The following is a 24,140-nucleotide window of genomic DNA, read 5'->3' as shown; positions in this document are numbered from 1 at the left end:
CATGGATCCCTGAAGGGGAAAGTGCCGTTCAGCGATGGCTGATGCCTGATAGACGAAAGATACAAAAAAGCGGCGTGTCCTTAACGGATCACGCCGCTTTTCAGAGAAGCTGTTTTTTACAGCATCGGCTTCAGGAACCGGCCGGTATGAGACTGCTTCGCTTTAGCAATGTCTTCCGGTGTACCTTCTGCGATGATCTGACCGCCCCCTGAACCGCCTTCGGGGCCAAGGTCGACCAGCCAGTCAGCGGTTTTGATAACATCCAGATTGTGCTCAATGACCACGACAGTGTTGCCATGATCTCTCAGGCGGTGCAGTACAGCCAGCAACTGTTTAATATCATGGAAATGCAGACCGGTAGTCGGTTCATCCAGAATGTAAAGTGTCTGGCCGGTGTCCCGCTTCGACAGTTCTTTTGCCAGTTTCACCCGTTGCGCTTCACCACCGGACAGCGTTGTTGCTGCCTGGCCTAAACGCACGTATGACAAGCCTACATCAATCAGTGTTTGCAGCTTACGGGCAATGGCAGGAATGGCGTCAAAGAACTCTCTGGCCTCTTCCACCGTCATTTCCAGCACTTCGTGGATGTTCTTTGCTTTGTACTGAATTTCCAGCGTTTCACGGTTGTACCGTTTACCTTTACACACATCACATGGCACATATACGTCTGGCAGGAAGTGCATTTCTACCTTAATGACACCGTCGCCCTGACAGGCTTCACAGCGGCCACCTTTTACGTTAAAGCTGAAGCGGCCCACTTTGTAACCCCGTGAACGGGCTTCCTGTGTTCCGGCAAACAATTCACGGATGGATGTAAAAATGCCTGCGTAAGTGGCCGGATTCGAGCGGGGCGTACGGCCAATCGGGCTCTGATCGATGTCGACCACTTTATCCATCATTTCCAGCCCTTTCATGGTTTTGTACGGAGCCGGCTCAGATGTAGTGGCTTTATTCAGTTCGCGGTGCGCAATTTTAAAGAAGGTATCGTTAATCAGCGTCGATTTGCCTGAGCCCGATACGCCGGTAACACAAGTCATTACGCCAACCGGAATCTTCAGGGTTACATCTTTCAGGTTGTTGCCTGAGGCACCTGTCAGCGTTAGCCATTTATCATCTTTGGCACTGTTGCGCTTTTCCGGTACTTCAATTTTCTCACGACCAGACAGATATTTGCCGGTAAGTGAGTCTTCACTGTCAAGAATATCTTGCATAGTACCGGCAGCAATGACCTGACCACCGTGAACACCGGCACCGGGACCGATATCAACAATGTAATCCGCCTCGCGGATAGCATCTTCATCGTGCTCAACAACCAATACAGTGTTACCTAAATCCCGCAGGTGCGTGAGCGTCTTCAACAGACGTTCATTATCACGTTGGTGCAGACCGATGGAAGGTTCATCGAGTACGTACATAACGCCGACAAGTCCGGCGCCAATCTGGCTGGCCAGTCGGATACGCTGGGCTTCACCGCCTGAAAGGGTGTCGGCACTGCGGGACATAGACAGATAATTCAGACCTACGTTTACCAGAAACCCCAGGCGGTCGAGAATTTCTTTTAAAATCTTCTCGGCAATCTGCGCTTTCTGCCCGCTCAGGCTCAGTGTTTCAAAGAAATCAAAGGCGTCTGCGATAGACATATCTGCGATTTTCGGCAGATTGGTGCCTTCAATAAATACGTTTCGCGCTTCCGTACGCAGTCGTGTTCCGCCGCAGCTGTTACAGGGTTGCTGACTCAGATTTTTAGCCAGTTCTTCCCTGACTGCATTGGACTCAGTTTCGCGGTAGCGACGTTCCATATTCGGAATGATGCCTTCGAACGGATGCTTGCGCTCCATCACATCGCCGCGCTCGTTGATGTACTTGAAGTTCAGAGACTTACCCTTTGAACCATACAGCACCACATCACGGGCCTCATCAGAAAGCTCGTTGAAAGGCGCTGTAAGGCTGAATTTGTAGGCATCGGCGACAGCTTGCAGCATCTGAAAGTAGTAGTAGCTTCGTTTATCCCAGCCACGGATCGCGCCGCCGGATAAACTCAATTCATCATTCGAGACCACCAGAACCGGATCGAAGAACTGTCTTGTTCCCAGTCCGTCACACGTCGGACAGGCACCGGCAGGGTTGTTAAAGGAGAACAGCCGTGGCTCCAGTTCACTTAAACTATAACCACAGTGGGGACAGGCAAAATTTGCGGAGAACATGATTTCGTCCGCGTCCGGCTCATCCATGTAAGCGACTTTGGCATTTCCGCCAGCCAGTTCCAATGCTGTCTCAAAGGACTCTGCCAGACGAAGTTGCAAATCGTCCCGCACTTTAAACCGGTCGACCACCACTTCAATGGTGTGCTTCTTGCGCAAATCCAGTTCGGGTGGATCGGATAAATCACACACTTCGCCGTCGATGCGGGCCCGGATAAAGCCTTGCGCAGCAAGATTTTGCAATGTTTTGACGTGCTCACCTTTCCGCTCCTGAATAACCGGTGCCAGCAGCATCAGCTTGGTACCTTCAGGCATAGACAGCACTTTATCTACCATCTGACTGATAGTCTGGGCGTCCAGCGGTACATCGTGGTCAGGACAACGTGGTGTACCGACCCGCGCAAACATTAAACGTAAGTAATCATAAATTTCTGTAATGGTACCAACGGTTGAGCGGGGGTTGTGCGACGTCGACTTTTGTTCAATGGAAATGGCCGGTGACAACCCTTCGATGTGATCCACGTCCGGTTTTTCCATCATTGATAAAAACTGACGGGCATACGCCGACAATGATTCAACATAACGGCGCTGACCTTCAGCGTACAGTGTGTCGAATGCTAATGAGGATTTACCGGAGCCAGACAGACCCGTAATCACAACAAGTTTGTCTCTGGGAAGGGTTAAATCGATGTTTTTGAGGTTGTGGGTGCGGGCACCGCGAATTTCGATTTTATCCATTGAAGCCTGAGAATTGCCAAAAGAGAAAGTATGCCACAACGGGCACGAAAATTAATCATTAACTACGTTTAAGTTATTAGTGGGATCACACCCGGACCATTATCAGACACTGGGCGAATGTTGGTTTTGTGTTACACTTCGCGGCCTGAGAAAGAGAAGCACGGGAACACACTTGAACGCACTTGAAGTTCGCGCCGCATTAGCACTGGCGCTGGTATATGTATTGCGCATGATGGGGCTGTTTATGGTCATGCCCGTGCTGGCCGTGGCGGCGATGGATTACCCTGATTATTCACCTTTGCTGGTGGGTTTAGCGATAGGTGGTTACGGACTGACTCAGGCAGCGCTGCAAATTCCCATGGGCATGATGTCAGACCGTTGGGGCCGCAAACCGGTTATTCTGCTCGGACTGTGTATTTTTGCCGCCGGCTCTTTCATCGCCGCATCAGCCGACAGCATGGTGATGATGATTGCAGGACGTATCCTGCAGGGGGCGGGTGCTATTGCCGGTGCAATTATGGCGCTGGCCACTGATGTGAGCCGGGAAACCCAGCGTGCCAAAGTCATGGCCGTCATTGGTATTGCCATTGGCTTCTCATTCTATCTTGCGGTGCTTGTAGGTCCCTTAATTGCTCAGAACTGGGGACTGTCCGGCGTATTTGGTGTCACCGGTGTGCTTGCTATTTGTTGTATGCCGCTGGTCAAATGGGTGGTGCCTGATGTCAGTATCAGCGCCAGCGGAGATACCCTTCCCCATGTGTCTGAAATCAAGTCTCTGTTTGTTTCACCCCAGCTCTGGCGACTGAATGTCAGCGTGATGGCGCTGCATATGATGATAACTCTTTTGTTTGTTCAGTTGCCCATTACTCTGACTCAGTTTGATATGACACTGGAGAGCCACTGGACGATTTATTTACCGGTATTAGCCGTGTCGATTATCGGTCTGATAGTGCTGATGGGGATCAGCCGGGGACAAACGCCGAAATCCGTGGTGATTACCGCTGCAGCGTTGATGATGACCGCTTTTCTGATGCTTAATATGCAGGACCACCACATGTGGGTCGTGTTTGCTGCGGTCATCCTGTTTTTTACCGGGTTTAACTATCTGGAAGCCAGCCTGCCTGCACTGGTCTCTACTATTGCTCCGGCCGGACAGAAGGGCAGTGCAATGGGCATTTATGCCAGCTTTCAGTTCTTCGGGGCGTTCCTGGGCGGTGTCTTGTCCGGCGTTGTGACCGACATCTGGACACCTAAAACCGCTTACCTCGCAGGCGCCACCGGTGCATGTGTCTGGATGGTCATACTGTTTGGCTTGAAAGAAGTGATGAAGCTAAAGCGGCTTTCCATGCAGGTATCATTCGATAAGGTTGATCCTGCAGTACTGGAAACTGAACTGCATAAACTGGAAGGTGTCCATGAAGTGGTGGCTTCCCGTGAGGAAAGTGCAGTTTATCTGAAAATCACCAAAGCATTTGATACGTCGGCCGCGCGGGCGCTGCTGGCAAAATACGCCTGAGGTTTCAGGTGTTCCGGTATTCATCCTGATTTCCGTTTCTGCCGTATCCTGATTACTATGCGGCGGCAACGGATTACTGTAATGTATCTTGCTGTAATGTCCCTGATTGTTAAATGAGCGTAGAGTTAAGTGTTCAGATTGGTTCGTAATTTTCTTTTGCTGGCATGTGTCTTTCAGCTTTCGGGCTGTGCTATTGATGTCAGTTCCTCCAGTTTCCTGCATCAGGATGCCTCCGCGTCCGGCCTTGATACCACTGCACTGAGTCAGGCTGTGAATAAAGATGAAGCGGCGATGACCATTACCACGGTAGAAATCGTGAATGGTGAAGAGTTGACACTTAAAGGTGTGGCTGTGGCGTATCCGGACCCTATCGTTAACGTTGTGTTGTTTGCCGATAATGGCATGACCATCAGTAAAAATTCAGCGCTGTTGCACGAGTTCGGAAAGCTGCCGGCGAATGTCTTGTGGGTGGATTATCAGGGCACGGGTGCCAGCGATAAGGCCAAAAGAGCAAGAATGTATAATCTCAAACGGGATTCTCTGCTGGTTTACGATTATGCCAAAGAAGTTTTTGCTAATGATTTACCTACGGTGGTACACGGCATTTCCATGGGGACCATTTTCGCCAGCTATGTAGCGGTGAAGCGGGATATCGACGGTCTGGTACTCGACAGCGCGATTAACAAAGTGAATGATGTTGTACAGAACATGGTGCCGGACTGGACCAAAACATTCACCTTTCTGAAGGTGTCTCCGGAACTGGCGATTATCGAAAACGATGATTTTATCCGTCAGTTTGATAAGCCGCTTTTCCTGGTGGTAGGAGACAAAGACCGGACTACGCCGATCACGTTCAGCCGGGAGTTGTATGAAGTGTCACCCAGCACAGATAAGTGGATTTACGTTGTACCGGGTGGTAAGCACAACAAGTCTATGACATATCCCGATGTGAAAGGGCAGTACCGGATGTTTGTGCGCTCGCTGAAATCCGGCAGATAAAGACTACGCGGCGCAGCAGGAAAAAGAGCGGCATGGCCGCTCTTTTTCGTTTCAGGCTATTTTCTGAAGTTGGTTTCTGAGGTTGCAGCCCAGAATGCGAAGGCGCTGAAGATTCCGGTATTTACCTTCAGTGCTTCCGGCTCAACTTTATCCAGCGTGTCGTTCTCAGTGTGGTGGTAGTCGAAATAATCACTGCCGTCCGGAGAGAAGTTAATCGCCGGCTGACCGGCTTCGCCCAGTGCACTCATGTCTGACTGGCCCTTAGCGTCGTTTTTGTCTGACATTCCCACACCGTAAGGTGCAAGGTATTCAGCAAAGTCGCGCACTTCAGACAGTGCCTGTGTGCCCACGCCCGGAGTCAGTTCGTAAATAGCGCCGTTACCAAAATCCCACTCTGCGCCAATGACGTGCTTATCCATATCGTTCTTATGCTGTACAACATAATCTTTAGCTCCGTAGAGTCCGATTTCTTCAGCAGCAAACAAAATTACCCGTACAGTGCGTGCCGGACGCTGTGGTAATTCAGCAATGTAATGGCCTGTTGCCAGCGTAATGCCGATGCCGATACCGTCATCAATGGCGCCGGTACCCACATCCCAGCTGTCCAGGTGTGCTCCCAGCGTGACAACTTCTTCCGGGTGTTCACTGCCGGTCACATCGCCGATAACATTGGCGATGGTCGCTACGCGGCCCGTAGGTCCGCTGGCGGACGTATTGAGGGAAAACATGACCGGCTCATCACGGGTCAGCATATTATCCAGTAGATCTGCGTCGGGATTTGAAATCGCCACAGCAGGAATGCGTTTAATGTTTTCTTCGTATTGCATCACCCCGGTGTGAGCAAGACGGTTGTCATCGGTGCCTACTGAGCGTAACAGAAATGCTACAGCGCCTTTTTCAGCAGCAATGGATGCACCGGCTACTCTGGCGCCAACAGCTTTACCGTAGCCGTGTCCGTCTTTGTGACGTTCCATACGATAAGCCACATAGGCTATTTTGCCATCAAGAGAACCGGGTTTAGCGGCTTTCAGTGCGTCCAGCGTTGCAAACCGGACAACTTCAGCTTCGAGGGGTTTACCGTCTGTTCCCACACTGCCGCCAAGTGCCAGCGCTGTGACTTTATGCGGGTAAGGGGCTGAAATCGACGCGGTTAAATCGCCGCGGGTCCACAGCGGAACCTTACTTTCTTCAATCCATACTTTATCGAAACCCAGGCGCTTCATGGTGTCCTGAGCCCACGCGACAGCCTTTTCAGAACCGGGTGTCCCGGCAAGCCTGGGGCCGACTTCTGTGGTCAGAGATTCGATGATCTGATAAGACAGATTGTCCTGTCTTGCGTTGGTTTGTAATAAATCCAGAATGACTTTCTGATCGTCAGTGACTGCCTGACTTTGCAGAGGAAGCGCGAAACAGGCACCGGTGAGCAGTGCCAGCAGGGTTTTATTTTTCATTGTTGTTCCTGTGTAGCGGAAGCGGGTTGAGAACCCTACTTTAACGCCTGTTGTGTTCGCAATTCACGGCATTTACGACCGTTACGGCAATGCAAAGGATTAAAGCGCTCCCTTACCCTGCCAGGGAAACACCAGGGGGACAAACCAGTATGTAACTGCGAATACTATCAGAAGGAGCGGGGTGCCCAGCTTAATGAAATCGATGAAACGGTAACGGCCCGGCTCAACCACAAGCGTGACCACCGGGGAGGCCACAGGGGTAAGAAATGCTGCAGAGGCAGCAAACAACACAGTCGCTGCAAGCGGATAGGGAGATACTCCTGCCTGCTCTGCAGCGGTGATGGCAATCGGGGCCATCAGTACCGCTGATGCGGTATTAGACAGAAAGTTGGTGAGTACTACGGTAATAAAAAACAGCAGCACCAGTAGTACTTGCGGGTCTTTTCCTCCCGCCAGTGTCATCAACATACCGACAATCATTTTCGTTCCGCCGCTGGTATCCAGGGCTGTGGCAAGGGGAAGCATGCCGGCAATCAGTACCAGTGACTGCCAGTGTATCGCTCTGTAAGCCTCTTCAGCAGATAAGCACCGCCCTGTAACCGCCACCGCTACCAGCATCAGAACGGCGATGACCAGTGGCATGACATCGAACAACGAAATCAACACCATCACGGCAACAATTATGAGTGCCAGCGGCATTTTCTTATAAGCCGGTGCAACGTCATCTCCTTCTGAGGCCCGTTCAAGGACAACGAAGTCGTGGTTCTGATCTTCCAGCGCTTTAATGTTTTTCCAGGCGCCGGTCACCAGCAGGCTGTCAGACGGGGCCAGCCGAACATCTTCTGCAGCAGGTATGGCTTGCTGATTGCGGCGAAGGCCAATGACATCCAGATGATAACGGTCGCGGAACCGCACATCCTTAATTGTTTTCCCTGCCAGCCTGGAATTCGGGTGAATAAGCACTGCTGTTGCACCAAGCTCCCAGTTTTCCTGTTGTTTCTGCGTTGCAGACAGTGTTACCGGCTTTAGCTGAAGTGAAGTACAGGCCGTGTGAAGTTGCTCCGGATCGCCTGAAAGATGAAGAATATCTTTTTCCGATAACACAAAACCGGCGTGAGGCGCCGTGAAATACTGATGTTGTCCGTTTTGATGGCGGGCAATGCCGATAATGCGGATGCCGTAACCGGTATAGAGTTCGCTCATCCCGACAGTCACGCCGTTCAGTGAGCTTCGGGCGCTTATCATCACATCAGTGATCTCACGGTCGCTGCGGTAATCTTCCATCAGATGCGCCAGTTTCCGGTGATAGATATCCGGAACCTGCGCGGCATCGTTCTGTGGCAGTAATTTGCGGCCTGCAAAAACGACAAAAATAATGGTGGCAGCAAGAATGAGCAGGCCGGGTAACGAGAAGGAAAAGAACCCTAAAGGCGCGTAGCCGGACTCACTGAGTCTCGCGCTGATCACCAGATTTGGCGGCGTGGCAATCAGTGTGAGCATTCCAGACACCAGTGTGGCGAATGACATGGGAAGCAACAGTGACGACGCAGGCAGCTGATTGCGTTTTGCAATACCGAGAATGACAGGAATGAAAATCGCCACCACCGCAGTGGAGCTCATGATGGCACTCAGAAAGGCGCTGGCAAGCATAATAATGGCCAGCAGGCCGTGTTTGCTCTTCTTGCCGGCAGACTGAATGATGTCGCCGGTGATACTGGCTACGCCGGTTTTATCCAGCATTTCACCGATGACCAGCAGACCGGCAATCAGTACAACCACGCTGTTGCCGAAGCCGGATACCGCCTCGCGGGCAGACATGATGCCGCTGAGGGTGAGGGCTGAAATGACCCCGATGGCAATAAAATCGTAGCGCACTTTATTGCTGAGCATGGCTGCTGCAGCCAGGGCTATCAGTCCGAATACAAACCAGGCATGAAGGGATGCGTCCAGTGCAAACACAGGCTTATTCCGTGTGAGAATGAAAGAATTCTCAGCTTACTCCGCCCGTGCCTGTCTGAACAGACCCTGATATGCGCAGGATCAATTAAACCCTGAGTTCATCCGGTACACGGCATACACGGGTGCCGGCAATATGATCATGAACACAGCGATGGTCTTTCCTGAAGATGAATGCAATGTTGATAAGGCCAAGTATGCCGCCAATAAAAGGTATGTTGGTGACAACCTGAACCGGCAGGAACCGCATCAGCAGAATACGGCCTAAACCGGCCTGACGGTCCTGTAAATCTTCTATCCGGATATTCAAAAAGCGCTTTCCTACCGTTTGACCGAAGTGAAACAACAGGTATCCGTTAATCACGATATAAATCAGAATGCTGTAAACAAGGCCGGTGACCACTAATGTCATATCGGGGTTTTCGAGGGCTTCAAGGCCTGTGTAGAAGAAAAACGGAAGGGATGCGAGTATCGAAATCACTATATCAATGACAGCCGCAGCAAACCTTTCTCCCCGTGATGCCAGACGTTCTTCTGTTACTGCCTGTGTGACTTCCTCAAATTCTGCCATGAATGCTCCTGATGTTTTCCCGCGTGATGCCAGGAGCACATAATGTCAGGGAATCGGAGAAAAAACAAAAGGCCACAAAAAAAGGGCGCATGAAGCGCCCGAGGTATTCTCGCAAAAGAGAGCAGGAAACCATGAAAACGCTGGTAATGGGGTTACAGGGCTTCAGGTTTTCCCTGACAGCCACAATCCGGTGACTGTCGGAGTTATCATTTCACCCTTTTCAGCAGCCTTCGAGCGACTTTACCTATCTTGACTGATCTTTACCTTGAAGGCGGGCGTCCCACTGATTCCCGTTTAACAATAGTCGGGGTGTACTTGTAAGTGTCTTCTGATGTTGTTGTATTCCCGCTGGCATAGCTCAAAGCCAGTTCGGCGGCGCGGGCTGCCATCATTTCTATCGGGTAGCGCAGAGTGGTAAGTTTCGGGCGACAGTATTTTGCCAGCAGAACGTCATCATATCCGATCACAGACACCTGCCCGGGAATCTCCAGGTTGTGATCCTGCAACATAGACATCGCGCCGGAAGCCATGGCGTCGTTGTAGGCCATTATGCCGGTAAACTCGATCCCCCTTGCCAGCAAATTCTGCACAGCCTGCTCGCCCCCTTCCTGATCCGGCGTACCATATTCAATATGACTGTCGGGAACAGAAAGGCCGAATTCTGCCATCGCATTGCGTATTCCCTGTAACCGCATGGCGGGGTCAGCAATTTGATAACGGCTTGAAATTACTGCTAGTTTGCTATGACCCTGTTTTATCATGTGTTCAGCCATGATCTGCCCGCCGGCTTCGTTATCCAGCCAGACGCAGCGGTTGGCGATTTCAGGAATATACCGGTTTATCAGCATGAACCCCGGGATCTGAGACGCAAAGTGAATAATCTCTTCGTCCGGTAACGCTTTGCTGTGCACCACCATGGCTTCAACCCGGTGCTCCAGCAGAGTTTCAATTGCCCTGCGCTCTGTCGCCTGCTCAATAGAACCGGCGCTGAGCAGGATCTGGACTTCCTGTTTACGGGTAACGGTTTCTATACCATGAGCCAGGGTGGCGAAGAAGGGATCATGAAATTCGGGGAGCACAACGCCCAAAGATGCACTGCGCTTTGTTACCAGTGCGCGGGCATTGGCATTCGGCCGGTAGCCCATTTCTTCCATGATTTTTTTCACACGTTCCCGTGTGGCGTCGCCTACTTTGGGGCCGTTATTGATAACCCGTGACACAGTTGCCAGCGACACGCCCGCGGCGGTAGCGATATCTTTTATAGTTGCCATTGTGTAGCCAGTGCGGCCCTTGTACAGGTTTGCTCAGCGGAATTGTTCTACCAAATCACGCTTAGCTCACCGGATTAAGGGTAAATGTTTTCATTTATTTGCCGTCTATCTTATGAATATTTCAACCGATTGCATTAAAAAAATCCTGACGAATGCTTTCACAAAGGCAAAAATCCTTTAACAGAGCCTTTTCAAAAAGAGGGAAAACGTATACCCTATTTGTTGCGTATGTGTTAATGTTTAACGTAAGCGTTGTGTGAATGACCGGATTTCAGGCACAGTAGGGCTTACAGAAACGATTTTCAGAGAATGTGATTTTGCCAAAGATAACTCAAGCCCCGTTCGGACAAGTAAATGACAAACCCGTCAGCTTGTTTACCCTGACAAATGCCAACGGAATGACCGTGAAGATCACCAACTATGGCGGCATTGTCACGGCTATTCTGGCGCCGGACAGAGACGGTAACTTCGCAAATGTTGTCGCCGGTTTTGAAAGCATTGACGACTACGTTAAAGATGGCGCTTTTTTAGGGGCACTCGTCGGGCCTTACGCTAACCGCATTGCAAACGGCCGTTTTGCTATTGGCGACACGGTGTACGAACTGGAGCAGAATTCAGGCACAAATAATTTACACAGCGCCAGCGCCGGTATTAACAAAAAGTGCTGGCAGGCTGCCACTCACAGCAACGATACGGTTGCTACGTTAACCCTGTCGCTGGATTGCGCTGACGGGGAAGGTGGCTTTCCGGGCACGCGGCACATTGAAGCTGTCTATGCGCTGAATAACGACAACGAAGTGCTGCTGACGATGACAGTAAACAGTACGGCGAAATCGCCGTTAAGTCTTACCAGTCACAGCTACTTCAATCTGGCCGGAAGCGGTGATGTGCTTGCCCATAAAGTGATGATTAATGCCGGCAGATTTACCCCGGTGGGACCTGAATTTGTGCCAACCGGCGAATTGCAGGAAGTCAGCGGTACACCTTTTGATTTCAGGAAATTAAAACCCGTTGGTCAGGATATCGGCGCAGATGATGCGCAAATACGCACAGGCAGCGGGTACGACCATAATTTTGTGCTCGATACTTTTCCTGCGGATGAAGATGAGCCTGCAGCGCAGGTTGTCGATGAAGCCAGTGGCCGTGTGATGACGTTATGGACTAACACGCCGGGCATTCAGTTTTACAGCGCTAATGGATTGAGTGGCGCATCCGGTGATACTGCAACATTTACCGATGACGGTGCCTTGTGTCTGGAACCGCAGGCATTTCCTGATACGCCTAATCAGCCGTCGTTTCCGCTTGGCTGGGTTGAGCCGGGGGAAGCCCATGTAACGCGTATAAAATACGGTTTTTCAACGCAATAATTATCCTCTTTCCTGTGATTACACAGGAAAGATTTATTTTAAAAGGTTAAACGTTTACATGATTTGTGCGGGTTTAGGGCACAAAAGGGTAGCAGAGTAATGAGAGAAGCAATGACAACAGCATTTGACCCGACCGACCATCCTCACCGCCGGTTTAATCCGCTGACGGGAGAGTGGGTGTTAGTGTCTCCCCACCGTGCAAAGCGTCCGTGGCAGGGCCAGAATGAACCGCCTTCAAATGAAGAGCGTCCGCAATACGACGAAACCTGCTATCTGTGTCCCGGCAATACCCGCGTGAACGGTGAATTGAACCCGGCCTATACCGGTACTTATGTATTCACGAACGATTTTGCTGCCTTGCAACAGGATACGCCGGATGCATCATCCGATGATCCCCTTTTCACTTTTCAGGCTGAACAGGGCTGCAGCCGGGTTATTTGTTTCTCACCCGACCACAGCAAAACCCTGCCTGAGCTCAGCGACGCAGAGCGTCTTGACGTGGTGAAATGCTGGGTCAAACAAACTGAAGAACTGGGTGCAGATTACACCTGGGTACAGGTGTTTGAAAACAAAGGTGCTCTGATGGGGTGTTCAAACCCTCATCCCCATGGTCAGGTGTGGGCACAGCATCATTTACCTACGCTGGCGGAAAAGAAACAAGCCCGCTTTACGGCGTATACCGAAAAATACGGCACCAGTTTATTGCTTGATTACGTGAAGCGCGAAACAGAGGCTGATGAACGGGTTGTCTGTAAAAATGATGACTGGGCTGTTGTGGTACCGTACTGGGCAGCATGGCCGTTTGAAACACTGCTGTTACCCCGTTTTGAAGCCAGTTCACTGCTTGCTTTAACCGCCGGCCAGCAACAGAGCCTGGCTGAAATCATTGGCAACATTACCACCCGTTACGACAACCTGTTCGAGACTTCTTTTCCTTACTCTATGGGCTGGCACAGTGCGCCATTCGATAATAAAGCCCATGGCGAATGGGGACTGCATGCGCATTTCTTCCCGCCGCTATTGCGTTCTGCATCGGTACGCAAATTCATGGTGGGATATGAAATGATGGCAGAAGCCCAGCGGGATCTGACCCCGGAGCAGGCAGCGCAACGATTAAAAGACTTAGCGGAAGTTCACTATAAGAAGGCACGAAGCCATGACTGATAACGCACAACTTATTTCCGCTTTTGAAGCGGCTTTCGGCAGCAGCCCAGCGGTCACTGTGCAGGCTCCCGGCCGTGTAAACCTGATAGGCGAACATACCGACTACAATGAAGGCTTTGTATTTCCGGCAGCAATTAACTTTGGTACCTGGATCACCGCATCGCCCAGAAATGACCGTGTTATTGATGTGGTAGCGCTGGATTATGACGGTCAGCGTAATACTTTCTCTCTGGATAACATTGAGCATGTCAAAGAGGCGACCTGGTCGAACTATATTCGCGGTGTGTGTAAGGTGCTGCTGACCCGTTACCCTGATTTAAAAGGGGCTGATGTGGTGGTGACAGGCAACGTACCGCAAGGCGCCGGATTAAGTTCGTCGGCGTCATTTGAAGTCGCGATTGTGAAAATGTTCAAGGCACTTTACAACCTCGACGTAAACGGGATCGAAGCTGCGTTACTCGGCCAGAAGGCGGAAAATACCTTTGTCGGTTGCTCATGCGGCATCATGGACCAGTTAATTTCAGCCATGGGCAAGAAAGATTCTGCCATGTTACTTGATTGCCGTTCTCTGGCTATTCAGCATACGCCAATCCCCGACAAGTACAGCATTGTCATCATTAACTCTAATGTGAAACGCGGTCTGGTAGACAGCGAATACAATGTGCGGCGTCAGCAGTGTGAAGCGGCTGCAGAAGCGCTGGGTGTGAAAAGCCTGCGGGAAGCCGATATGGCCATGCTGGACGCCGCGAAAGATAAAATGACAGAAGTGGTATACCGCCGTGCACGGCATATCATCACAGAAAATATCCGAACTCTGGCGATGTTTGATGCGCTCAATGAAGACCGCACCGCTGACGTCAGTGAGTTGATGGCTGCCTCACATGCCTCCATGCGGGATGACTTTGAAATCACGGTAAAACCGATCGATACGCTGGTAGAAATTGTCGGTGACGTTATTGGGCAGCAGGGCGGTGTGCGGATGACCGGCGGCGGCTTCGGTGGTTGCGTCGTGGCACTGGTGCCAAAAAATCTGCTGAGTCAGGTAGAAGAAGCCGTTAATAAACATTATTATGCGCGGACCGGGTATAAACAAAACATTTACATTTGCTCGGCTGAACAGGGGGCGTTTGCCTGACTGTCATAAGACATTCTGATAAAAATAACATTCTGTTGGGAAATAATATGAACATTGAGACGTTGGATATCACAGTCTTTGTGATATATGTCATCGCGCTTATTGGGATCGCATGGTGGGTCTCCCGCGAGGAGAAAGGCCATGAGAAGGATACCAATGATTACTTCCTTGCTGGCTCAAGCCTGCCCTGGTGGGCGATTGGGGCATCATTGATCGCTGCTAACATTTCCGCTGAACAAATCATCGGAATGTCCGGCTCTGGTTATACCATCGGTTTAGCCATAGCTTCTTATGAGTGGATGGCAGCCATAACGTTGCTGATTGTTGGTAAGTTCTTCCTGCCAATCTTCCTGAAGCATAAAATTTACACCATGCCCCAGTTCCTGGAACAGCGCTATGACCACCGTGTGCGTGTCGTTATGGCGGTATTCTGGCTGGCAGTATACGTATTTGTGAACCTCACGGCTGTATTGTGGCTGGGTGCGCTGGCTATTAATACCATCGCCGGCGTAGACATGATGTACGGTATGTTGTTCCTTGGCGTGTTTTCACTGGCCTATTCACTGTACGGCGGCCTGAAGGCTGTGGCCATGACCGATATCATCCAGGTAGTGTTGTTAGTGCTGGGCGGTCTGTTCCTGTCATACACTGCGCTGAACCTGATCAGTGACGGTAACGGTGTGATTCAGGGATTTGTTGATATCACAAACCGTCTGCCGGAAAAATTCGATATGATTCTTTCTGAAGATAATCCGCACTATAAGAGCCTGCCGGGTATCTCTGTGCTGATTGGCGGTATGTGGATCATGAACCTGTCTTACTGGGGCTTTAACCAGTACATCATTCAGCGTACTCTGGCTGCTAAAAGCGTTAAAGAAGCGCAGAAAGGGATCGCGTTTGCGGCATTCCTTAAACTGCTGATGCCTTTGATTGTGGTGTTACCGGGTATTGCTGCGGTCATACTGGTGCCGGATCTGAACCGTGCTGATGAAGCTTACCCGTCTCTGATGACATTAATGCCGGTTGGTCTGAAAGGTTTGATCTTCGCTGCTCTGGTAGCGGCTATCGTGTCTTCACTGGCGTCAATGACCAACAGTGTTTCTACCATCTTCACCATGGATTTCTACAAGCCTAAAAATCCGGATAAACCGCAAAATCACTATGTGAAAGTGGGCCGTATTGTCAGTCTGGTGTCGTTAATCATCGCTATGCTGGTGGCTAAACCGCTACTGGGTAACTTTGATCAGGCATTCCAGTATATTCAGGAATTCACCGGCTTCTTCACGCCGGGCATTGTTGCCCTGTTTGCCTTGGGTATGTTCTGGAAGAAAACCACTGCAAATGGTGGTCTGGTTGCTGCGCTGGGGTCATTCTTCTTCAGCCTTGCGGGCCGTATGTTCTTCCCTGACGTTCCCTTCATTGACCGTGTAGGCATTGTGTTTTTGATGTGTGTGGGTCTGGCCGTGCTGATTTCTCTGTCTGAGAAAAAGGGCAACCACGACAATGCTATTGAACTGGGTGAAGTCAGCTTTGCTACGTCCTCCGGCTTCAATATCGCAGCCATTGCAATCACACTGGTAACTGCAGCGTTCTACATTACCTGGTGGTAATAAATCGCCGGTGAGTATGAATTGAAAACCGCCTCCGGGCGGTTTTTTGTTTATTTTCTGTGCAAGTTTAATGTGTAAATAACTCTTTCCGCTGGTAGCATAGTCACCGGTACTGTTCGTACGTTCTGTTTCCCCTGACTATTCTTACTTGCGAGGCAATTATGTGTCGTATCCTGACGTTATGTTTTCTGACCGGCTTTGTGCTGAGTGCCCGCGCCGGTGCTGATGAGCCACTGCCTGAACAACTCACAATCACGCCATTAATAGAATCAGCGGGGATTGAACTGCCCGGTCAGTCCGCAGATGTTGACAATACACTTCGTTTCCGTGAAACCGGCACTACGCAGTGGCTGGATGCTAACCCGCTTTACTTTGACCCTGTTAAGGGGTCGTTATCCGGTGCCGTAGTGTACCTGAAGCCGTCTTCACACTATGACATTGAGCTGAGTGTGACAGATGATGCCGGAACCCGTTTGTATACAGATTCCTTCTATACCCGGGCTGACAAGCCGCCGGTGGACCCTCAGAAGATATATCATCTGAAAGATATTTATCAGGGCGGTACGCTGGATGTAGAAGCGCTGGGTATCGAAGGTGCGCCCGGTGCATGGGCCATGATTAAAGGCGATCTTAATACACCCATCGTAGCCCCGGAGGATGCTCTCTCGGCCATCCGCATCGGTGCGCAAAGTTATGTGTATTTCGAAGACATCACCATAGCGCAGGGCGGTCAGCTCGGTTTCTTTGCAGAAGAAGCACACCATATCTGGGTCAACGGATGTGATATTTCTCAGTGGGGAAGACGCCCGGCAGAGTACCGCAAAGGCATCGCTTATGACGACCGGGGCCGGCAGATTAACTACGATTCCGCTTTCTTTATGCGTCGCAGTGGCGTGATCACAGTAGAGAACTGTTACGTACATGACCCGGTGTTTGGCGCAAACCACTGGGGTAACGGCCACCCCAAAGGTACCAATGCTTTCCTCGCTTTTGCCAACCATCCGCAGGAAGTCTTTCAGGGGCAAATCATATTACGCAACAATACCTTCACCGGTACTGATGAGGTGCGCTTTAATGATGTGGTGGAAAGCCGGTTTAACCTCAACAGCGATGGCGGTTTCATCCGGGACTCGGCGATATATAACAACACGTTTGCTTTCGCCAACGATGACATTATCGAACTGGATGGTGGTCAGCACAACGTACTGGTTTACAACAATGATTTTTCCCACGGTTATGGCGGAATAAGTGTTGCGCCGGTGCGTCGCGGACCGTCTTATATTTTTAATAATACCCTTCACAGCATGGGCGACGAGCGTGGTATGATGTGGGCAGCTATCAAGGCCGGCGGCGTGTCATCTAATCCTGAAGGGCAGGTTAATCTGTTCAACAACTACGTTTATTCTTCAGGAAACGGTATCACCGCATCCTATGTCCAGGGTGATGACGGGTTCTGGGTAAATGCGGTGAACAATGTGATTATCACCGGTCCGGCAACAGACGTATCCGGCTTCAGCATTCTTGATAAGCAGTTCGATACCCGCAGTCTCTTCACAGGTAATTACCTGTTTAATCTGGATACCGCCAGTGAGCGGTTTCAGGCTGACATAACTGTGCCTTTTGCCGACTCAACTAAGCTCAACACCGCCTTTGCTCAGTCGCTGGCTGAACAGGCAGCGCCGAAAACCCTGAACATAGCTGATGGTCTCACCGTTGCTAATTTTTCGAAGTTCGCAAGCGGACTGATCACCGGAAAAACCCGCCCGGTGACCGGCGCGGCTCCTTACCTGTCGTTTAGCCATGTGTTACTTGAGGAAATGCTCAATTTTAATAAGTTTGCACCGGCAAGCTACGATGCGAAACAGGATGACACCGTCAATGGCGGAATGACCATAAGCGATGATGGTTCAACATTAACGTTATCCGGTAACGCATGGAAACAAATCGCAGGGCAGTTCATTGTCGACGCTGGCAGCCGGCTGGTAGCGACAGTTAAAATTGAAGGTCCGGCGGAAATTGCCGCGTTAGGCCTGGATACCAATTTAAAGCAGGGACCCGGCGTGATATTAAGCTTCGGTGGTTCGCAATCATACGGTCATCTTGTTGATGATCTGAGCGAACAGGACGGCTGGCAACGGTTGGTTATACCGGTAGGTGAGTATCTCAAAGCCGGTAATTATCAATACCTGACATTTATTCTCGATAATGATGCCACGCCGCAAGCCGGTAAAATCCACTTCAGACACATAGCGCTGATACAAAGTGGGGATGAAGTATGACCGCGACTGGTCAGGTAATAAACGGACCGTCAGTACAGCTCGACAGCCTCTCTGCGTGTGATAAATTTTGACTCAACATAGAAACAGGTTGGTGCTGCGGGTGTATAAATCCGGAAAAAACCTTGTGCGACAATTAACTGGCTGCCGCAGCTTTTATTTAACGAAAATATTCCCTTAGCCAGAGAAAAAAATCAGGTATACTGGCCCACTATCACAAAATTTACAGCGACTGCACGGGCAGGGAACAACGTTGAGCAGCAACGTTAAATCCGCCAGAAATCCGCAAAAAGTGTGCGGGGCGGGTGGCTGTGAATTCATAAGTCACAGACAAAGACAGAGTTAACAGGAGACATCGATGGCAACGAAAGGCGTCAACAAAGTCATATTGGTCGGTAACCTCGGGAATGATCCTGAAGTTCGTTACATGCCAAATGGAAACGCCGTAGCAAACCTGAGTCTTGCTACCAGTGAAAGCTGGAAGGATCAACAAGGCCAGATGCAGGAACGTACAGAATGGCATCGGTTAACTATGTACCGTCGTCTGGCGGAAATCGCCGGTGAATACCTGAAGAAAGGCTCACAAATTTACGTTGAAGGTAAATTGCAGACCCGTAAATGGCAGGATCAACAAGGTCAGGACCGTTACACAACGGAGATCATTGTTGACCAGATGCAAATGCTTGGCAGCCGCGATGGCGGTGGTCAGGGTGGCGGTGGCTACCAGCAACGTCCTCAAGGTGGAAATCAGGGCGGCAACCAGGGTGGTTACAGCAACAACCAGGGCGGCGGTTATCAGCAACGTCCACAGGGTAACAATCAGGGCGGCTACGGCGGCGGCAATCAGGGTGGAAACCAGCAAGGCGGCGGTAACAAGCCTCCTATGGCCGAGCCTGATTTTGACTTTGATGACGATATTCCGTTCTAGGAAAGTCATCGCTCTGAACAAGAACACAAAAATATTCATACTCACAAACCCTGCTTTTTGCAGGGTTTGTTATTTTTATTCCCCGGAAAATTCCAGTAATAATTATATCTGATAGGTTTAATGGTAAAAGGTGATTGGATTTATATCTGGCAAAACTTGATGATGTAGTACGTCAACTTATGACTGACTATTTCAGGCGTTTTTATGCACGCAATCAAATGGCCACGGCACTAAGCCAATTTTGCCGCTGCCAGTGGATGTGCCCGGTTTTGCCAAGCATCTTGTGTGGCTCGGGCGTACCCACCACAGCCCTGTGCACGGATGGATCCGGCAAGCTTTCAGGTTGTAGCCTGAAAGAGAGTGTTCCGGGAAGGGTTTTTCCTGTTAGTATTGCCGGCTTACCGTGCCGTGAGAAGAAGCCGGCACCGGAACATTACCTTTGAACGGACACCCTGGATTGCTCATTTGAAACTTTGGCTTAGAAGACTACACCTTGTGCTGGCGCTGATTTCAGGACTGTTTATTACCTGTCTGAGTGTGACCGGAGCGCTGCTGGTTTACGCCAAAGATATCCAGATTCTTTCACAACCTGATAAATGGCAGGTGTCATCACGGGATGAAGTACTTCCTCTTTCACGCCTGATGTTCGCCGTTGAAACGGAAACCGGACAACCCTTTGCCATGTTGATGCCGGAAACGGATCCACAGCTTGCCTGGCAGGGAAAGCTGGCGAACGATGAGTATGTCAGTGTCAATCCTTATACCGGTGGCGTTGTGTACCGGTATGACTACTACACCACTATCTACGGCTTCACGATGGCTTTGCACCGCTGGCTATTGTATGAGGACGGAGAGAAGGGTAAGCCGTTACGTAACTGGGTCTCGATAAGCGCACTGGTACTTATCTTCGAGCTTTTACTGGGTTTTTACCTGTGGGTGAAACCGAAAAACAGGTTAAAGCGGCTGGTAATCAAAAGCCGCGCAAAGTTACGCATCCTGATGTATCAGCTTCATACGGTGCTGGGTGTCTACTTGCTGGTACCACTTCTCTTAATTGCGTTTACCGGCATGGCCTTCAACTGGAAAAAGCCAACGCAGCAGGTCGTCGAAACCATCACTTTTTCAGAGGTGGAAATCAGGCCCGTACCCGCGAGGCTAACAGCGTCTGAATCGTTATTGCCTGCCGCCATCGATATCGCTTATGACCGGGCAACAACAATATTCCCTGATGCCCGGTTATTCCGCATCTATTTCCCTCTGAAAGCCGGTGAACATATTGGTTTCAGAATGCAAAATCCCGGCGAGTCTCATGCTTACAGCTGGGTATGGGCTCACCCGGTGACGGGGCAGGAAACCGGACGTTACGATGCCTCTTCGGCAAACGTTGCCACGCAGGTCTGGAATTTCAAATATAAGTTCCATACCGGCGATTTTGCCGGCCCTGTGGTTCAGTTCTTATGGTTCTTTGTTGCTCTGTTGCCTGCTTTTTTTACCGGCTCAGGGATCTGGTTCTGGTACAAGCGACACTACAAATAAGTCATACTCTGTAAAGATAATGAGAATGGTTTTCATTATCTTTACATTGCCTCCCTACACCTTTAGTATAACGGGCCTTTCTTCTTGTTATATTTCTTAAAAGAGTTTTCATGTCTAAATTTTCCCTTTCTCTCGTGGCGTTGGCTGTCAGCACCTCCTCAATGGCTGTCGAGACACAAACAGACGACATTGAACGTATTATTGTTTCCGGAAGCCGTGTTATCGAAAGTATTGATGAAGTGCCGGCGTCCATTACAGTCATCTCTCAGCGCCAGATTGAAGAACATCTTAAGGTTAATCCCGAACTTCAGAGCTTGCTGGCTCAAATGGTGCCGGGACTTGCTCCTGATACCGGCAGTTCAAGCAATACCGGTCAGTCGTTGCGGGGGCGGGCGCCTCTGGTCATGATTGACGGTGTGCCACAGTCAACGCCGCTGAGGAACGGCTCACTAGGGATTAAAACTATCGATCCCAGTGCTCTTGCACGTATCGAGGTGATTAAAGGTGCCACGTCAGTATACGGAAACGGTGCATCAGGCGGCATCATTAACTACATTACGAAGCAGGCAACAACACAGGACAGCCATAAAGGGCAGATCAGTCTGTCATCACGGTTCAGTGCGGTGAAAACGGAAGAGTCCGCCGGCGCCAGGGTATCCGCAGCGGTTAACGGAAAAACCGGTAACTTTGATTACCTGCTGACTGCCAGTTACGAAGAAAACGGCGTGCAGCGGGATGCTGAGGGCGATATTCTTGGCTTGCAGTACGGGCTTTCAGACGCAGAAACGCAGAACTACTTCACTAAACTGGGTTATGAGTTTGATGACGAAAAGCGTCTGCAATTCAGTTACAACTATTTCAGCTCTCAGCAAAAAACAGATTTAGGGGATGTGGCCGGCGACATTAATCAGGGTGAGAAAACCTACGCTATTCACGTTCCGGAAGCCCTCCAGAAACAGGGTAAGCCCCAGGGGCCTGACGGAAATGAAAACATTACTGTTAAATACACCGACAGCACTATTTTCACCAACACCGAAATGACCCTCGATGTGTATTCGCAGGACATAGAAAATGTATTTTTCTTTTCGCCGAACCTTGCAAACCCTGACGAGGGTTACGACGGGGGCCAGTCGATTATCCGTTCAGAGAAACGTGGTGCCAGAGCCACATTCAACACCATTGCCGACTTCGATGGCGTGGAAGCAACGTTTATCTATGGTGTTGATGCCTTGCAGGACACCACTTCACAGCCTCTGGTGGATGGCCGGGTATGGGTACCTGAAATGGACATGGACAGCATTGCCGGCTTCCTGCAAACCAAGTGGGTAATTCAGGATAATATTATTGTGAAAGCGGGCGTCAGAAGAGAAAGCATTGACTTAACTGTCGATGATTACGAAACACTCAAGCTTTGCCGTACCGCAACACAATGCTCTGTGCCGTTACAGGTAAAGGGAGATACCATTGATTATGATGCCACGACGTACAACATTGCTATCAAGTACAACTGGAAGGATGTATTCAGTCCGTTTATTAACTATTCACAGGGTTCAGATATCGCCGATATTGGCCGTTTACTCCGCGCAGCAACAGTAGACGATATCGGTCTGATTCAGACAGAAGCGTCTATTATCGATAACTACGAAGCGGGTTTCACCTCCCTGTTTGATAATGTTCGTATTGAAGTGGCTGCTTACCGCAGCACTTCTGAACTGGGCACCACAAACCAGTTTAATGCGGTTACCGGTGTGTATGAGCCGGTGCGTGCACCACAGGAAATCTGGGGATATGAAGGGCTGGTTGACTACCGTGTTTCTGACACCCTGGGTGTCGTTGCAACATACAGTTACGTTGAAGGAAAGAATACCGAAGCCGATATCTATTTAGGCTCGCGTCAAATCAGTCCGCCGAAGGCCACGGTAAATGTAAACTGGCGCCCCCTTGATAGTATGTCATTAACAGTAAGCTATTTGCATGTTGGCGACCGTAAGCGCTTTGCGCCCGATGCTGACGGGGAATATGTGGGTGATCAGGGCCCAGTCTCCAGCTACAACATTTTCAATGTGAGCGGGAAATATCAGTTTGCAGACAACTGGAATGCGTTTATGGGAATCGAAAACCTGTTCAACAGTGATTACTACCCGGCGAGGGCCCAGTCTTACACCTACGGTGGCTACAATATTAAAGGTCTGGGTACGACAGCAACTCTGGGCGTGACCTGGTCATTTTAAAGCGGGTCTTTTCCGGATGGTGGTCGGCGAACCCGCGACAGTGGTGTTCGCCGGTACATCGTCAAACACCACCGCACCGGCACCGACAATGGCCTGATCGTCAATAGTGACGCCAGGTTGAATAACCGCATTAGCACCAATCCACACATTGTCGCCAATTGTCACCGGCGCATTATTCATATTGACGGGGGGATGAACTTCTCCTGTGTCTAACGGCACGGTACTGATGATTGCGCCCGGCCCGACAAATACCCCTTCGCCAAGACGGATATTTTGTTCAGCAATAAATGTCACGTTGTGATTGAGAAAAACGAACCGGCCCAGTTCCACGGAGGCATTACCTGACAAACAAAATACCGGCTCAATCCAGCAGGGACCGCGGCATGTAAAGAGAGCTTTCATTGCCTGTTTTTTGCTTTTAGCCGGCGCGTCTGCTTTGTTAAGTACATCGAGGTAAGGCCCTTTTTCATCGCAGCGGGGAAGTGCCGCGCGTAACGAAGGCAGGCTCCGGTCTGAAAATGGTAGCGGGGTCAAAGTGCTTTCTCTTTTGTAAGGCTTTGTTTATTATAGGATTCCGGATTTAAATTGCACATATGAGCACAGGTGTGAAGACTGAAATTGTATTGATCCGGCATGGCAGACCCCGCTCAGCAGATAATATCCGTTGTACAGTATCAGGTTACGCGAACTGGATTCGAAAGTATAATGCCGCCGACCTTGACCCCAAAAGCAAACCCGCTAAATTACTGAGTCTTAACAACTACTTTGTCATGAGCAGCGATTTGTACCGGGCCCGTTTAACGGCCCGATATTGCTGCGGCCATAGTGCCTGTGAGTACAGCAGTTTATTCAGAGAGATGGATATCCCTTATTACCGGTTACCGTTCCGGCTCAGAGCGTGGACCTGGGTTTATTTCAGTCGTGCCCTGTGGATGGCCGGGGCGGGCGGCAGGTTTGAAAGCTATAAAGACGCTAAAGCCCGGGCAGAAATGGCCGTTAACTTATTGGAAGTGCGGGCAAAGACCCATAAAAAAATAGTCATGTTTGGCCATGGAATGATGAACAGGGAAATTCGCAAAAGGTTGCAACAGCGGGGCTGGGCAGTTGCAGAGAAGGATAACGGCTATTGGGGCGTTAATCGTCTACACTTATAACGGCTGACAGTACGCTGACACTTTTTTCTGCCGGCG

General features: G+C 50.3%; 17 protein-coding genes. 11 read left to right on the top strand and 6 right to left on the bottom strand.

Features of this window, described 5'->3' with window-relative positions:
- Positions 1–116: 116 nt before the first annotated feature.
- The gene (gene uvrA, locus ACXAGC_RS01320) at positions 117–2,939 is read right to left on the bottom strand and encodes an excinuclease ABC subunit UvrA (RefSeq protein ID WP_474841721.1); all 2,823 of its coding nucleotides are present in this window, start codon (positions 2,937–2,939) and stop codon (positions 117–119) included.
- Between the two features lie 172 nt (positions 2,940–3,111).
- Here uvrA and ACXAGC_RS01315 point away from each other — a divergent pair, with 172 nt between their 5' ends.
- Both ACXAGC_RS01315 and ACXAGC_RS01310 read left to right on the top strand, forming a co-directional pair.
- A complete protein-coding gene (locus ACXAGC_RS01315) occupies positions 3,112–4,455 on the top strand; it encodes an MFS transporter (protein ID WP_474841718.1) in 1,344 nt (447 codons plus the stop codon).
- 129 nt (positions 4,456–4,584) lie between these two features.
- Positions 4,585–5,454: an alpha/beta hydrolase gene (locus ACXAGC_RS01310; RefSeq protein ID WP_474841716.1), complete on the top strand. Its 870-nt coding sequence runs from the start codon at positions 4,585–4,587 to the stop codon at positions 5,452–5,454.
- Between the two features lie 56 nt (positions 5,455–5,510).
- Here the strand turns inward: ACXAGC_RS01310 and ACXAGC_RS01305 are convergent, their stop codons facing one another.
- The 4 genes from ACXAGC_RS01305 to ACXAGC_RS01290 all read right to left on the bottom strand — a co-directional run bounded on the left by ACXAGC_RS01305 (position 5,511) and on the right by ACXAGC_RS01290 (position 10,703).
- Complete coding sequence (locus tag ACXAGC_RS01305; protein ID WP_474841714.1) at positions 5,511–6,905, bottom strand: M28 family peptidase; 1,395 nt, start codon at positions 6,903–6,905, stop codon at positions 5,511–5,513.
- Positions 6,906–7,004: 99 nt separating this feature from the next.
- The gene (locus ACXAGC_RS01300) at positions 7,005–8,864 is read right to left on the bottom strand and encodes an SLC13 family permease (RefSeq protein WP_474841712.1); all 1,860 of its coding nucleotides are present in this window, start codon (positions 8,862–8,864) and stop codon (positions 7,005–7,007) included.
- Between the two features lie 85 nt (positions 8,865–8,949).
- On the bottom strand, positions 8,950–9,432 hold the full coding sequence (locus tag ACXAGC_RS01295) for an RDD family protein (RefSeq protein WP_474841710.1): 483 nt from the start codon (positions 9,430–9,432) through the stop codon (positions 8,950–8,952).
- A gap of 260 nt (positions 9,433–9,692) precedes the next feature.
- Positions 9,693–10,703, bottom strand: a complete 1,011-nt coding sequence (locus tag ACXAGC_RS01290) for a LacI family DNA-binding transcriptional regulator (RefSeq protein WP_474841708.1) — start codon at positions 10,701–10,703, stop codon at positions 9,693–9,695.
- Positions 10,704–11,014: 311 nt separating this feature from the next.
- Here ACXAGC_RS01290 and ACXAGC_RS01285 point away from each other — a divergent pair, with 311 nt between their 5' ends.
- The 8 genes from ACXAGC_RS01285 to ACXAGC_RS01250 all read left to right on the top strand — a co-directional run bounded on the left by ACXAGC_RS01285 (position 11,015) and on the right by ACXAGC_RS01250 (position 22,950).
- Positions 11,015–12,070: an aldose epimerase family protein gene (locus ACXAGC_RS01285; protein ID WP_474841706.1), complete on the top strand. Its 1,056-nt coding sequence runs from the start codon at positions 11,015–11,017 to the stop codon at positions 12,068–12,070.
- Positions 12,071–12,181: 111 nt separating this feature from the next.
- Complete coding sequence (locus tag ACXAGC_RS01280; RefSeq protein WP_474841704.1) at positions 12,182–13,234, top strand: UDP-glucose--hexose-1-phosphate uridylyltransferase; 1,053 nt, start codon at positions 12,182–12,184, stop codon at positions 13,232–13,234.
- Complete coding sequence (gene galK / locus ACXAGC_RS01275; RefSeq protein WP_474841702.1) at positions 13,227–14,369, top strand: galactokinase; 1,143 nt, start codon at positions 13,227–13,229, stop codon at positions 14,367–14,369. Before ACXAGC_RS01280 ends, galK begins: the two co-directional genes overlap by 8 nt.
- Positions 14,370–14,416: 47 nt before the next feature.
- Entirely contained in the window at positions 14,417–15,979 is a 1,563-nt protein-coding gene (locus tag ACXAGC_RS01270; protein WP_119502886.1) for a sodium/sugar symporter, read from the top strand.
- Between the two features lie 161 nt (positions 15,980–16,140).
- Positions 16,141–18,258 (top strand): right-handed parallel beta-helix repeat-containing protein, encoded by a 2,118-nt coding sequence (locus ACXAGC_RS01265; RefSeq protein ID WP_474841699.1) that lies wholly within the window; start codon positions 16,141–16,143, stop codon positions 18,256–18,258.
- 355 nt (positions 18,259–18,613) lie between these two features.
- The gene (locus ACXAGC_RS01260) at positions 18,614–19,183 is read left to right on the top strand and encodes a single-stranded DNA-binding protein (protein ID WP_474841697.1); all 570 of its coding nucleotides are present in this window, start codon (positions 18,614–18,616) and stop codon (positions 19,181–19,183) included.
- 465 nt (positions 19,184–19,648) lie between these two features.
- Positions 19,649–20,719, top strand: a complete 1,071-nt coding sequence (locus tag ACXAGC_RS01255; protein ID WP_474841695.1) for a PepSY-associated TM helix domain-containing protein — start codon at positions 19,649–19,651, stop codon at positions 20,717–20,719.
- Positions 20,720–20,829: 110 nt separating this feature from the next.
- Positions 20,830–22,950: a TonB-dependent receptor gene (locus tag ACXAGC_RS01250; protein ID WP_474841693.1), complete on the top strand. Its 2,121-nt coding sequence runs from the start codon at positions 20,830–20,832 to the stop codon at positions 22,948–22,950.
- Here the strand turns inward: ACXAGC_RS01250 and ACXAGC_RS01245 are convergent.
- Positions 22,942–23,484, bottom strand: coding sequence for an acyltransferase (locus ACXAGC_RS01245; protein ID WP_474841691.1), 543 nt, complete (start codon positions 23,482–23,484; stop codon positions 22,942–22,944). The two genes, ACXAGC_RS01250 and ACXAGC_RS01245, sit on opposite strands and share 9 nt — an antisense overlap.
- A 59-nt stretch (positions 23,485–23,543) precedes the next feature.
- Here ACXAGC_RS01245 and ACXAGC_RS01240 point away from each other — a divergent pair, with 59 nt between their 5' ends.
- Positions 23,544–24,104, top strand: a complete 561-nt coding sequence (locus ACXAGC_RS01240) for a histidine phosphatase family protein (RefSeq protein WP_474841689.1) — start codon at positions 23,544–23,546, stop codon at positions 24,102–24,104.
- The last annotated feature ends 36 nt before the right edge of the window (positions 24,105–24,140 follow it).

The sequence above is a fragment of the Alteromonas sp. AWJ4_197 genome (assembly GCF_056160285.1).
Note: the sequence above shows the minus strand (reverse complement) of the source record. Positions and strands in the feature narration are given on the sequence as shown.